Here is a 13,575-nt window from a genome sequence, read left to right on the forward strand (position 1 = left end):
CACTTCCTCCTATCATAAAAGGGGAAACTCTTTAGAATATTCTAACCTTTTTCTTCCTCTTTTTCAAAGTAAAATAAGTAAGCATAAGGAGGGGGAAACAATGGGGTTTTGGAGTATGCATCGAAATATAAAAATTAGAATTATAACTTCGTTTTTAACACGTGCTGTGTCCACGATGATTTTTCCATTTATGGCGATTTATTTTTCAATAAAGTTAGGTAGTGCGATGGCTGGTGCTTTACTACTCATTAATGTCATAGCTTCATTAGTAATTGGCTTATACGGTGGATATGTCGGAGATCGGCTCGGTCGTAAAAAAGTAATGATTATCGGTCAAAGTATACAAGTCATTTCCATTGCTTGTATGGGAGTTGCGAATTCGGATTATGTAGATTCACCGTGGCTAACATTTGTGTTTATGTTAGTTAATAGTTTAGGGTCTGGACTTATGAATCCTGCGACAGAGGCGATGTTAATCGATGTGAGTACATCTGAGAATCGAAAGTTGATGTACAGCATTAACTACTGGGCAATTAATTTATCAATTGCAATTGGAGCGATATTTGGTGGATTACTATTTGAAAACTATAGATTGCAATTGTTTATCGGATTAACAGTTATTGCAGTTATTACTTTATATGTGATGGCTGTATATATGGAAGAAGTGTATGTAGCGAGAAAAACGGTAGAGAAGAAACATGTATTAAAAGATATGGCAGATAGTTATAAAGTCGTGATGAAAGATAGAGCGTTTTTAATTTTTTGTGCAGCAAGTATATGTACATTATCTTTAGAGTTTCAAATTAATAATTATTTAGGGGTACGTTTGCAAAAGGAATTTGAAACGGTACACTTTTTATTCGGGAATGGTTTTACATTTGATTTAACAGGCATTCGCATGCTGAGCTGGATTTCAGCAGAGAATACAATTTTAGTTGTATTATGTTCGGCCCTTCTTATTAAAATGCTGAAAAGCTTCAATGATTTGAAAATCTTATATGTAGGTTTATTCATTTATACGATTGGCTTTACAATACTCGGAACGAGCAATAGCTTATGGATCTTATTAATCGCAGGGCTTTTCCAAACGGTAGGTGAGATGATGTATGTGCCAGTACGTCAATCTATTATGGCAGATATGGTGCCAAATGAGGCAAGAGGTTCATACATGGCGATTAATGGAATGGTCTTTCAAGTGGCAAAAATGAACGGGGCATTAGGTGTTATGCTAGGCTCGTTTATTGCATCTTGGGGTATGAGTGCTCTGTACTTTATCGTTGGTATGAGCAGTATTTTATTATTTATGAAGGCGATTGGGAGAGAGAAGTATGAGGACGAGAGGGAGGTTTCTCAGATTGGATAAAACTATATGAAAAGCGAACCAGTTATACTGGGACTCGCTTTTTATATAATTTTTAGAACGGATCAACTTCAGCTAAATTTGGAGTAGTGCTAGGCTGTAGCAAAAGATTTTTTAACGTTCCTACTTCAGAAAGAGCGACTAATATGTAGCCACTAATCAGTACAATAAGTCCAATGACGCGTAACGTTTGTAAGCTCACTTCATTATTATTCGTTTCCGTTGGATTTGGGGGCGTTGAAGGTGGATTTTTATTCATAAATAAGGCTCCCATCTTTTGTATTTATATATGTGCGAAATCATTATTTAACTTATGGATAGGAATTGTATAGTCATTTTCACTATATGAGAACTGCCTATGAAGAGTGAATAGAAATTTTAGGACAAAAAAGAGGCTGTGATGTGCAGCCTCTTTTTTCGTTAAAATGAAGAAATCCGTTTCTTCGTTTTTGGTACAATAATAAATTTGATCCAAAGTAACCCGATACCCATAATGATAAGGCTATGTAAAAATTGTACTGTAGCAATGAGGATAAAAATTGAAAATATAATGAGTTGAATGCTTAGCAATATAAAGATTAAGCGAAGAAATTGATTCATTCGTTTTTCAGTATCAATTGGATATAATGCTACGATAATATTTCCCGAAAAATATTTCCACAGGGAACGGAGCTGCATAGAAATCATATATAGGACGATGTAAGCGATAGCACCTTTTACGTATATGTTTGGTATCAAATATAAGGCGAAGGCACCAATCAACCCTAAGCGAATATATATACCGAAATAATCATTCCCACGTAAAAATGCCAGTGTATGTAAATAGAAGAAAGTTGCTCGTTTTTTATGTAATAAAGGTTCAATCCAATTTGTAAGCCATTTTCTTTTATTTACTTGCTTATTCAGTTGCGGAACATCGGTGAAAATGCTAGCAAATTGATAAAAACGAACGTCCATTTTTTCTTCTTGTTCGATTATGTAATCCCACGGTATTCGTTTTGTAGGCTGTTTTTTCGTATATAGAAGCAGGAAAGCAAGCAGTAAGAGTAATCCGGCCAATATGAGAACATTTGCTGAGTAAAACAGCATGTAAATGATTAGGGCGTTACAGGTAATACGAATAATGAACCATATATTTTTTTCATGACTATCACGCCACATCCAATGTATGTACATGTTCCAAGCTTTCGTAATCATTAAAACGATAAAGATTGTACATAAGAAAGGTACCGTTACTTGTAATGATTGCATTGCAAGTGGAACGAGAATCAGGAACGTAAATAATAATGGGAAAAGCTGAATGATGTAATTATATAGAAGAGATTTTTTAAAATAAGATGTTAGTTTCTCTTCTAATGCAAGCAAATAGACAGCATCAGGTTTTTGAATAAATGTACGGATTGGGCATCTCGTTATAATGAATGTCAGTACAATGGTGATGAGTAGTAAAGATATTCCTTTAGAAGGAGATGTTTTTAGAAACTGAGCATAGTAGTATGCGCCAACGCATGAAATAAAGATAAAGCTATATAGTAAACCGTTAATCATACGTGCAAAGTATGTAATGATATTTTGCATATGTTGTTGGAATCGACTGCTCCATAGCGATTCAATTGACATGTTTTTCACCTCTTTGTTCTATTATATATGTTTTACAAAAGAAAAAACGAGCAAATTGCGTTATGCAACTTGCTCGTTTTTCTTTTCGTTATTTTTTTTCTGATCACGATTCATTAATGGATAGAAAGCAAATCCGATTACGAATAAACCAATTCCGAGAAGGAACGTTTTTATATCGGATGCGCCGGTTTTAATAACCCATAGTGCGTAGCAAAGTGCGATCACTGCGACTATACCATCTGTAATTCTTGCCCGCATTTCATTTTTATATGTTTCACCAGTTGCAACTAGTTTTAACTGGAAGATTGGTGAAACGAGATATGGAATGAGGTAGGCCAGTGTTGATACGGTAATAACGAATGTATAAGCTTCCGCAATTGTTCCTGATAGTGTTGAGAATAAGAACACTTGCGACATAATGTTTGTTAGTCGTAATGAATAAATTGGGCTTCCTTTTTTATTTGTTTTCGTAAAGAAGGAAGGGAAGAAACCTTCTTTTGCTGCTTGGTATGGTACTTCCGAGCTTAATAAAATCCAGCCTAAGATAGAACCGAATAGGGAAGTAAGAGCAAGTAATGCCATCAGTTTCCCGCCGCCATGACCCATTGCAGCGTTTAATGCGTCTGCTAATGGACGTTCAGAAGCTTGTAATTTATCAACGTGAAGTACACCCATTGTTAAAATTGTAATTCCTAAGTAAATCGCAACTGTAATAAGTAATCCCGCAACTGTTGCGCGTTTTACTGTTTTGGGAGAGGTAGCACGGTTTGATAAAAGTACTGCCGATTCAATACCGATAAATGCCCAAAGCGTTGTAAGAGCAGCTAAGTTTACTTGGGAAAGAAGGCCGTGTGATACACCTGATTTATCGATCATCGGTGTGTACCATTGTCCAAACTTAGAAGCTTCGAATGCAAATAACGTAACGACGATGAATAAAAGGAATCCAGTTACTTTCGTTGTTGTTGCTAAGAAGTTTAGCTTTCCAGCTCCGCTTACACCGTTTGTTAATATAATATGAGTTCCCCAAAGTAAGATGGAACAAATCGTAAATGTAATTAGTTTTCCGACTTCTATGTCAAAAGAACCGATTGAAAATAGTAGTCGTGTATCTTTCATAATTGGGAAGAAGAGTGATAAATATCCCGCGAAAGATGTAATGATGGCAACGTTACTTGCCCAGTTTGCAACCCAATATCCCCATACCATACTGAAACCAGCCATTTTTTTCTTTTTTGGTGATGAGAATAAAGCATATGCATGACTTTGTGGTCCTGTCGTTAAATCAGGACGACGAATTGCTAAATTACCGAAAACAAGAGCTAGCATTAAAACACCAAACCCTGTTGTTAACCAAGCTAAAGTGACACCGAGAGGGCTTGCTGTTTGTGCCAACGTACTTGGCACCATGAAAATCCCAGCGCCAACCATATTACCGACAACGAAAGCTGTTAGTACCCAAAAGCCCCATTTTTTTTGTTGCATAGAAAATACCTCCAAAGTTAGTATAACCAAGTCAAGCGAGGAGATATGTATGTCTTCTTAGTAGAGAAGAGAAGTCCCAAACAAAACAAAAAAAGCACGTAATTTGCCGCTACATGCTTTCTATCTTATAAGAAACCCACGACATACCTCTCGATAGCTCTCCACAAACGAAACGTTTGTGACAGTTCTGCACTTATTAAATGCAGACCCAGCAAGTGTGCATGGTGGACACGACTTACTTCGGCAACCATTCCTTTCTCATTTCTTCATCAATGCCACTACATCTCCTGAAATGATACTCTTAATGATTGCAACCTCTACCTCACCGAGATACGAATGAGGATTTAAATATTAAATTAACGTATTTAAGAGTAACAAATGAATTTTTATACGTCAATGGATATAGTAATAATCAGATTATAGAGAAGAGTTTGTCATTAGGAATGAATAATTATTTGATATAAAAAGAAGCTGATCCAAAATTAGATCAGCTTCTACATATAAGATTAAACTAAGTTTAATACAGTTACTTTTTCACGTGTCATAGACTCAAGGCTCTTACGAATACCTTGTGTGCCCATACCTGAACCTTTTACACCGATGAATGGGAAGTGGTCAGGGCCGCGCTCTGTGCGTCCATTAATTTGAACAGAACCAGTTTCGATTTTGTTAGCAATTGCAAATGCTTTGTTAATGTCTTTTGTGAAGACACTTGCTTGTAAGCCGAACTCTGATTTGTTAGCAATTTCAATTGCTTGCTCATCTGAAGAAACACGGATGATTGGAAGGATTGGGCCGAATGGCTCTTCCCAAGCAACTTTCATTTCTTCTGTTACGTGGTCGATTAATGTTGGGTAAATTAAGTTACGCTCACGTTTGTTACCGATAACAATTGTTGCACCTTTTTCAACAGCGTCATCAACTAAGCCTTGAACGAAGTCAGCAGACTTGTCGTCGATTAATGGAACGATTGTGCTGTCTTGTTCTGGAGATCCAACTGATAGCTCAGCTACTTGCGCTTTTAATAAGCTAACAAGTTCGTCCGCTACGTTTTCGTGTACCAGTACACGTTTAATAGCTGTACAACGTTGACCAGAGTAAGAGAATGCACCGCTTACGATATGGTTTGCAGCATCTTGTAAGTCAGCATCTTCACGAACGATACCAGGGTCTTTACCACCAAGTTCTAATACAAGTGGAATCATTGCAGCTTTTTTCGCTAAATGTTTACCTGTGTTTGTACCACCTGTGAACGATACCATATTGATGCCAGCATGCTCTACTAAGTAGTCACCAATTACAGAACCGCGTCCGGTTGCTACGTTTACAAGACCTTTTGGAAGGCCAGCTTTATGAAGTGCTTCAACCATTTTAATACCGCTAATTGCACCTTGAGTTGCTGGTTTGAAAATAACCGCGTTACCCATAATTAATGCTGGTGCAAGTTTTGCAGCAGATAAGTTTACTGGGTAGTTAAATGGTGCGATTGCTAATACAACACCAAGTGGTGCGCGTTGGATAATCGCAAGTTTAGATTTCGTTCCGCCAGGGAAGCTATCGCCCATCATGCTTTCTCCGTGCATATGTAAAGCTTCTTCAATTGTGTAACGAATGAAATCAGCTGTACGAACAACTTCTTTCTTCGCATCTTTATATCCTTTACCGACTTCTTTCATAATGATATCGGCAATTTCATCTTGCATATTTACGAGCTCATCAGCCCATTTATATAAGTATTTTGCGCGATCTTGTAGAGAAGCTTCTGCCCATGATTTTTGAGCTTCTTTTGCAGATGCAATTGCTTCATCTACTTCTCCGCGAGTAATTGCTTGTACTTGTCCAATTACTTCGTGTAAGTATGGAGATGGAATTTCAATTGTTTCTCCTGAAGAGCTTTCTCTCCATTCTCCGTTTAAATAAAATTTGTACGTATTGCTAGTTGTCATGATTAGTCCTCCTAAAATAGCAACTTGTAAGAGTGAGTATAAGGTGATTGTAGGGGGTTTGATAACATTTTTCAAATGAAATGTTTGTGAAAACGATTTCTTATTCTTTTTTTATTTTGTATGCCCTTTCTTACAGAACATTCTCTTATTTCAAAATGATGTAGCGTATATTTTTATTCGGTGGGTAAAAAAATAATTGACAGAATACTCAATATAGTTGTAAGATTATAAATGGAAAATAAATGAAGGGGGTGTGCGTAATGATTGTAATCGTAAATGTAATGGGCTTAGCTCTGTTAAATGGCAGAAAACATTCATATCATTACGCAACCCGTACGGATATATAGGGCATCTTTGTCTTATAAAAAGCGTACGTTGCGTATATCGTAACGTACGCTTTTATGCATTTCTGTGCATATCGTCAAGCGGCGGTATGCTTTTTTTTGTTTTCCATGTTACTATATAAAATTTTGGAAGGTGGAAAAATGTGATGAGATTGTATGGATTACGAAATGTAAATGTGATGGGTCTGGATAGCGGATAAAGAATGAGAGATAAGCGAGAACGAGAAGGGAGAGGTTACATTGTTATCAGTATTACTAAAGTTAAAATGGTTTTTTAAAGAGCATTGGAAGAGATATAGTATCGCCATTGGAGCTCTTTTAATTGTAAATATAGTTGAAGTCATTCCCCCGAAAGTGCTAGGGGTTACGATTGATAACATAAAAACAGGAACGTTAACGAATGAAGCGATTATGCAATTTATTCTTATTTTAGTAGGGGTTACGGTAATAGGATATGGTCTTACTTTCGTTTGGCAACATCAATTATTTGGTGGTGCATTCGTACTGGAGAAGACGATGCGCTCTAAATTTATGGGGCATTTACTTAAAATGACACCGACGTTTTATCATAAAAATCGTACTGGTGATTTAATGGCGAGAGCGACAAATGATTTAAAAGCAATCGCTATGACAGCTGGTTTCGGTATATTAACGCTCGTGGATTCGAGTTTATATATGCTTACGATTGTCTTTATGATGGGATTTACAATTAGTTGGGAGCTTACATTTGCGGCACTTATACCGCTTCCGATTATGGCGTATGCGATGAATATATATGGAAAGAAATTGCATGAAAGATTTACAGTTGCGCAAGATGCATTTGGTGATATGAACGATAAGGTACTAGAATCGATCGCCGGTGTGCGTGTTATTCGTGCATACGTACAAGAAAATGCAGATCAAGAAAGATTTCATCATTTAGGAGATGATGTCTACGAAAAAAATATGAAGGTAGCTAGAATTGATGCATTATTCCAGCCAACTGTGAAAATGCTTGTTGGTCTTAGTTATTTAATTGGTTTAGTGTATGGCGCGTATCTTGTATTTCAATCAAAGGTGACACTTGGTGAACTTGTTTCATTTAACGTGTATTTAGGGATGATGATTTGGCCGATGTTTGCAATTGGCGAATTAATTAATGTTATGCAAAGAGGAAATGCGTCACTCGACCGTGTGAATGAAACGTTAGCGTATGAACCGGATGTAAAGGATCCGAAAAATTCAAAGTTTGTACAAGAGCCGGATTATATTCAGTTTGATGACGTTACCTTTTCATATCCTTCATCAACTGAAACAAATTTAAAAAAGGTTTCATTTACATTAAAACAAGGGGAAACGCTTGGGGTTGTTGGAAAAACAGGAAGCGGAAAAACGACGCTCGTACGTCAGCTTCTTCGTCAATATCCGCTTGGAGATGGGGATATTGCAGTCTCTGATGTTACGTTAGATAACATAACGAATGAAAATGTACTCGGGTGGATTGGGTATGTACCTCAGGAACATATTTTGTTCTCAAAAACAGCGAGGGAAAATATTTTATTTGGAAACCGAGAAGCGACGGAAGAAGAACTCGAGAAAGCGATTGAAATCGCGGCGTTTACAAAGGATTTAGAGTTTTTACCAGAAGGGTTAGAAACGCTCGTTGGAGAGAAAGGTGTTTCTTTATCAGGAGGGCAAAAACAAAGGATTTCAATTGCACGAGCTGTTATTCAAAACCCAGAAATTTTAATTTTGGATGATTCTTTATCAGCTGTTGATGCTCGTACGGAAGCAGCGATCATTGACAATATAAGAACAGAAAGAAGCGGAAAGACGACGATTATTACGACGCACCGTTTATCTGCCGTACAACATGCGGATTGGATTCTCGTTATGGATGAAGGTGAAGTAATGGAAGAGGGTACGCATGATCAGCTTATTAAAAGCGGAGGCTGGTATGCTGAGCAGTTTGAAAGACAACAAGGGGAAAGTGAAAGTGCGGATAGTGGGGTGAAAATATGAGCGTATCAAAACGATTGTTCCAATATGCGATGAAAGTAAAAGGGACGATTTTTGCAGCGATGCTAATGTTATTTATTTTCGTCATCGCAGAGCTTGCTGGTCCTTTCGTCGCGAAAACGATGATTGACGATCATATCGTTGGAATAGAGAAACCTTGGTATGAAACAGAAAAGAGTGAAGAGGCTGTTTCGTATAATGGTACCTTTTATAAGCGAAGTGATCGCTTTGAACAAGGTGAGAAAAAAGGAAAAGAAGTACGCGTGATACAAGTCGGTTTTCAATATTACTTTGTGCCGAATAAAGTGAATGCTGAAGGCTCACGTACTGTAAAAGGTGATATGATTACCGTTCAAAATGGTAAGGCGGTGCAAGTGTATAAAGCGAAAGCATTAACGAAAGAAGAAGTGTTTGCTTTTTATAAACCAGAAATAAACCGTCTATTATTACTTGGCGGTGGCTATTTCGCTTTATTAGTAGTCGTTTCATTATTTGCATACGGAAAGCAATTTTTCTTACAGAAGGCAGCGAACAAAATTATTCAAATTATGAGGGAAGATGTCTTTTCTCATATTCAAACGTTGCCGATTCGGTATTTCGATCATTTACCAGCAGGGAAAATTGTATCGCGTGTCACGAATGATACGGAAGCCATTCGTGATTTATACGTAACGGTACTTGCGACATTCGTCTCTAGTATCATTTATATTATCGGGATATTCGCTGCGCTATTTTTACTCGATGTAAAATTGGCGACGTTATGTTTACTTATTATCCCGATTTTAATCGTTTGGGCAATTCTTTATAGAAAGTATGCGTCTGTATACAATCATAAAATGCGTTCACGTTTATCTGATATTAATGGAACAGTGAATGAATCCATTCAAGGGATGCCAATTATTCAAGCGTTTCGTCAAGAGCGTGAAACGAAAAAAGAGTTTGAAGAATTAAATGGCGATTATTTTAAGTATCAAAATAAAATTTTGAATTTAAATGCAGCAACTTCTCATAACTTAGTTTCTGTATTAAGGAATATCGCTTTCACAGGTGTGATTTGGTATTTCGGTGGTGCTTCATTAAGTGCTACAGGCGTCATTTCTCTAGGGATACTGTATGCGTTCGTTGATTATTTAACACGATTGTTCTCACCGATTACAAATATGGTAAATCAGCTTGCTAATTTAGAACAATCGCGTGTTGCATCAGAGCGTGTTTTTGAATTGCTAGAGGAAAAAGGGGAAGCGGTAGAAGAAGAACGTATGCCTCGCTTACAAGGAAATGTGAAGTTTGATAATGTATCGTTTTCTTATAATGGAAAAGATGAAGTGTTAAAAAATATTTCTTTTGAAGCAAAGCAAGGCGAGACAGTAGCGCTTGTCGGTCATACGGGATCAGGAAAAAGCTCCATTATGAATGTACTCTTTCAGTTTTATGAGTTTGAAAAAGGAAAGCTTACGATTGACGGTCACGACGTAAAAGAGATGCCGAAACAAGCAACGCGTGAACATATGGGAATCGTACTGCAAGATCCGTTTTTATTTAGCGGGACAGTGGCATCTAATGTTAGCTTAGAGAACGAAAAAATTTCAAAAGATCGCATCGTAAAAGCATTGCGTGATGTTGGTGCGGAACGGTTTGCGAACAATATAAATGAAGAAATTACAGAAAAGGGAAGTACGCTTTCCACTGGAGAACGTCAGCTTATTTCGTTTGCTAGGGCACTCGCTTTTGATCCAGCCATTTTAATTTTAGATGAAGCAACGTCTAGTATTGATACAGAGACAGAAGCGATGATTCAACAAGCGCTAGAAGTTGTGAAAAAAGGAAGAACGACATTTATTATCGCTCACCGACTTTCAACAATTAAAAGCGCAGATCAAATTATTGTGCTTGATAGAGGAACGATTTTAGAAAAAGGCTCTCATGATGAACTAATGAAAAAGCGCGGGCGTTATTACGATATGTACAAAACGCAAATGGAAGGAAACCAGAGTGCTTAAGAAGAGGAAGAACTTGCGAAAATCGCAAGTTCTTTTTTTATTGGTGAACATATCGATTCTTCAATAAATCGTGACAGTTAAATAAGAAGTATTGTTTTACCTTTTTCTTTATAAATGCTATATTAAAAAATGTTACTTATTTTTTGTATGTAGCGTTATTTTCCCCTTTTGTTTGATTATGAAGAAAAAGGATAAACTAAATAAGAACATTTTCATTGAAAAATTGTTCAAGATTGCATACAATCAATATAGTTTTTAAATTCCTATCAGAATACTTGGAGGATTACCATCATGAAAAAATTATTTTCAGTACTTGCAGTAACTACATTAGCGATCGGGATTGTAGCGGGCTGTGGTAAAGAAGAGAAAAAAGATACAGCTAATCAAGATGCGTTACAAAAGATAAAACAAAGTGGTGAACTTGTAATTGGAACAGAAGGTACATATCCACCGTTCACATTCCACGATTCAAGCAATAAATTAACTGGATTTGATGTTGAATTAGCAGAAGAAGTTTCAAAACGTTTAGGAGTAAAACCTGTATTTAAAGAAACACAATGGGATAGCTTACTTGCTGGTCTAGATGCAAAACGTTTCGATATGGTTGCAAACGAAGTTGGTATTCGTGAAGATCGTCAAAAGAAATATGACTTCTCTAGCCCATACGTATCATCTTCAGCGGTATTAGTTATTGCGAAAGATAAAGATAAACCGGCTACATTTGCTGATGTAAAAGGATTAAAAGCAGCACAATCTTTAACAAGTAACTATGCAGATATTGCTAAGAAAAATGGCGCAGAAATCACGAATGTAGAAGGCTTTAGCCAAGCTGCAGAATTATTAAACACTGGTCGTGTTGATTTCACAATTAATGATAAATTATCAGTGTTGAACTACTTAGAAACGAAAAAAGATGCAAAAATTAAAATTGTAGATACAGAAAAAGAAGCGTCACAAAGTGGATTCTTATTCCGTAAAGGTAGCGACAAGCTAGTACAAGAAGTAAATAAAGCGTTAGAAGATATGAAAAAAGATGGTACGTACGATAAAATAGCGAAAAAATGGTTCGGTGAAAATGTATCTAAGTAGTGCGTTGATTTCAGATCGATTGTCTACTTGGATAGATATTATGCAGTCTTCCTTCATGCCTATGCTGAAGGAAGCTGTGTTTACGACAATTCCATTAACGCTTATTACATTTATTATCGGGATTATACTTGCGACGTTAACGGCGCTCGCGCGTATTTCAGGTAGTCGTATTTTACAATGGATTGCTCGTATCTATGTATCTATCATTCGCGGAACGCCACTTCTTGTACAATTATTTATTATTTTCTATGGTCTTCCAACTCTTAATATTGAAGTTGAGCCGTATACAGCAGCAGTTATTGGATTTTCGTTAAATGTTGGTGCGTATGCATCTGAAATTATTCGTGCTTCTATCCTTTCAATCCCGAAAGGACAGTGGGAAGCAGCTTACACAATTGGGATGACATACCCGCAAGCATTAAAACGTGTTATTTTACCACAAGCAACGCGTGTATCTATCCCGCCGCTTTCGAATACATTTATTAGTTTAGTGAAGGATACTTCATTAGCATCGTTAATTTTAGTAACAGAAATGTTCCGAAAAGCGCAGGAAATTGCGGCAATGAACTATGAGTTTTTAATTGTTTATTTCGAAGCAGGTCTAATTTATTGGGCAATTTGCTTCTTATTATCTATTGTGCAACAAATATTAGAAAAACGTTCAGAACGTTACACTCTAAAATAACCCTTTCATAAAAGGAGTTTTTGTTTTTATGATTTCAATTCAACATTTACAAAAAAGTTTCGGAGACAATACCGTACTAAAACATATAGATCTATCCGTTGAGAAGGGGGAGGTTGTTGTTATTATCGGCCCATCTGGATCTGGTAAAACGACATTCCTGCGTTGTCTCAACGTGCTAGAAACGCCAAACGCTGGTAATATTCGCATCGGTAATAAAGAGCTCGACTTCTCTCAAAAAGTATCGAAGAAAGATATTGTCAATCTTCGTACGCAAACAGGTATGGTATTCCAGCACCATAATCTATTTCCGCATTTAACAGCACTTCAAAATGTAATGGAAGGGCTCGTTACAGTGAAAAAGATGGGGAAAGAAGAAGCGAAGAAAAAAGCAAACTATTTCCTTGAAAAAGTTGGTCTTGCGGATAAAGTAGACTTATATCCGTTCCAATTATCAGGCGGACAACAACAGCGCGTTGGAATTGCTCGCGCGCTTGCGATGGAGCCGGAAGTGTTACTATTTGATGAGCCAACGTCAGCACTTGATCCTGAACTCGTTCAAGAAGTTCTGAAAGTCATGAAAGAACTTGCTAAAGAAGGCATGACGATGGTTATTGTCACGCACGAAATGCGTTTTGCGCATCAAATTGCGAACCGCGTTATTTTCATGGATGGCGGTGTCGTTGTCGAACAAGGTACACCAGAAGATGTATTTACAAATCCAAAAGAAGAACGCACGAAAAAGTTTTTACAAATGTTGCAGTAAATGAAGGAAGGTCTCAGGGTATATACCCTGAGACCTTTTTGCCATATATATTTATTTTTGGAATCCGCCAAGGCTTTGTTCAGCCATTGCAACTAGACGTTTTGTAATTTCTCCACCAACTGAACCGTTAGCGCGAGCCGTAGAATCTGCTCCTAATTGTACACCAAATTCTTGAGCGATTTCGTACTTCATTTGATCGATTGCAGCTGTTGCTCCTGGTACTACTAATTGATTGTAAGAACTTTGGTTTGCCATAGGAATATATCCTCCTTAGAGTTATAAAAA

Annotated in this window: 11 protein-coding genes and 1 riboswitch; of the genes, 6 read left to right on the forward strand and 5 right to left on the reverse strand. The window is 37.0% G+C overall.

Translation table 11 applies throughout. The features are described from left to right. Positions 1–100 precede the first annotated feature (100 nt). A complete protein-coding gene (locus tag KZZ19_RS04345; protein WP_237982127.1) occupies positions 101–1,363 on the forward strand; it encodes an MDR family MFS transporter in 1,263 nt (420 codons plus the stop codon). Positions 1,364–1,415: 52 nt separating this feature from the next. Here the strand turns inward: KZZ19_RS04345 and KZZ19_RS04350 are convergent, their stop codons facing one another. The 4 genes from KZZ19_RS04350 to gapN form a co-directional block, all read right to left on the reverse strand. Further along, the gene (locus KZZ19_RS04350; protein WP_237982126.1) at positions 1,416–1,619 is read right to left on the reverse strand and encodes a hypothetical protein; all 204 of its coding nucleotides are present in this window, start codon (positions 1,617–1,619) and stop codon (positions 1,416–1,418) included. 161 nt (positions 1,620–1,780) lie between these two features. Then, positions 1,781–2,980: an ABC transporter permease gene (locus KZZ19_RS04355; protein ID WP_237982125.1), complete on the reverse strand. Its 1,200-nt coding sequence runs from the start codon at positions 2,978–2,980 to the stop codon at positions 1,781–1,783. Between the two features lie 60 nt (positions 2,981–3,040). Beyond that, positions 3,041–4,465 carry an amino acid permease gene (locus KZZ19_RS04360; protein ID WP_088095289.1) on the reverse strand — a complete coding sequence of 475 codons (1,425 nt, stop codon included), beginning with the start codon at positions 4,463–4,465 and terminating at the stop codon, positions 3,041–3,043. A 146-nt stretch (positions 4,466–4,611) separates the two neighbouring features. Then, positions 4,612–4,793, reverse strand: a riboswitch (Lysine riboswitch). Positions 4,794–4,971: 178 nt separating this feature from the next. Next, on the reverse strand, positions 4,972–6,411 hold the full coding sequence (gene gapN / locus KZZ19_RS04365) for an NADP-dependent glyceraldehyde-3-phosphate dehydrogenase (RefSeq protein ID WP_128855695.1): 1,440 nt from the start codon (positions 6,409–6,411) through the stop codon (positions 4,972–4,974). A 584-nt stretch (positions 6,412–6,995) separates the two neighbouring features. On the opposite strand from gapN, the gene KZZ19_RS04370 reads away from it, so the two are divergent. The 5 genes from KZZ19_RS04370 (at position 6,996) to KZZ19_RS04390 (ending at position 13,290) form a co-directional block, all read left to right on the forward strand. Continuing rightward, positions 6,996–8,756, forward strand: a complete 1,761-nt coding sequence (locus KZZ19_RS04370; RefSeq protein ID WP_237982124.1) for an ABC transporter ATP-binding protein — start codon at positions 6,996–6,998, stop codon at positions 8,754–8,756. Then, positions 8,753–10,753 carry an ABC transporter ATP-binding protein gene (locus KZZ19_RS04375; protein ID WP_237982123.1) on the forward strand — a complete coding sequence of 667 codons (2,001 nt, stop codon included), beginning with the start codon at positions 8,753–8,755 and terminating at the stop codon, positions 10,751–10,753. Before KZZ19_RS04370 ends, KZZ19_RS04375 begins: the two co-directional genes overlap by 4 nt. Positions 10,754–11,044: 291 nt before the next feature. Further along, positions 11,045–11,842, forward strand: coding sequence for an amino acid ABC transporter substrate-binding protein (locus KZZ19_RS04380; protein ID WP_016089167.1), 798 nt, complete (start codon positions 11,045–11,047; stop codon positions 11,840–11,842). Further along, complete coding sequence (locus tag KZZ19_RS04385) at positions 11,829–12,527, forward strand: amino acid ABC transporter permease (protein WP_088095292.1); 699 nt, start codon at positions 11,829–11,831, stop codon at positions 12,525–12,527. Before KZZ19_RS04380 ends, KZZ19_RS04385 begins: the two co-directional genes overlap by 14 nt. 28 nt (positions 12,528–12,555) lie before the next feature. Then, positions 12,556–13,290, forward strand: a complete 735-nt coding sequence (locus tag KZZ19_RS04390) for an amino acid ABC transporter ATP-binding protein (RefSeq protein WP_000623593.1) — start codon at positions 12,556–12,558, stop codon at positions 13,288–13,290. A gap of 51 nt (positions 13,291–13,341) precedes the next feature. Here KZZ19_RS04390 and sasP read toward each other — a convergent pair whose 3' ends face one another. Next, entirely contained in the window at positions 13,342–13,545 is a 204-nt protein-coding gene (gene sasP / locus KZZ19_RS04395) for a small acid-soluble spore protein, SasP family (RefSeq protein ID WP_000013349.1), read from the reverse strand. Positions 13,546–13,575: the final 30 nt, after the last annotated feature.

This window comes from Bacillus thuringiensis, assembly GCF_022095615.2.
Lineage (GTDB): Bacteria > Bacillota > Bacilli > Bacillales > Bacillaceae_G > Bacillus_A > Bacillus_A cereus_AG.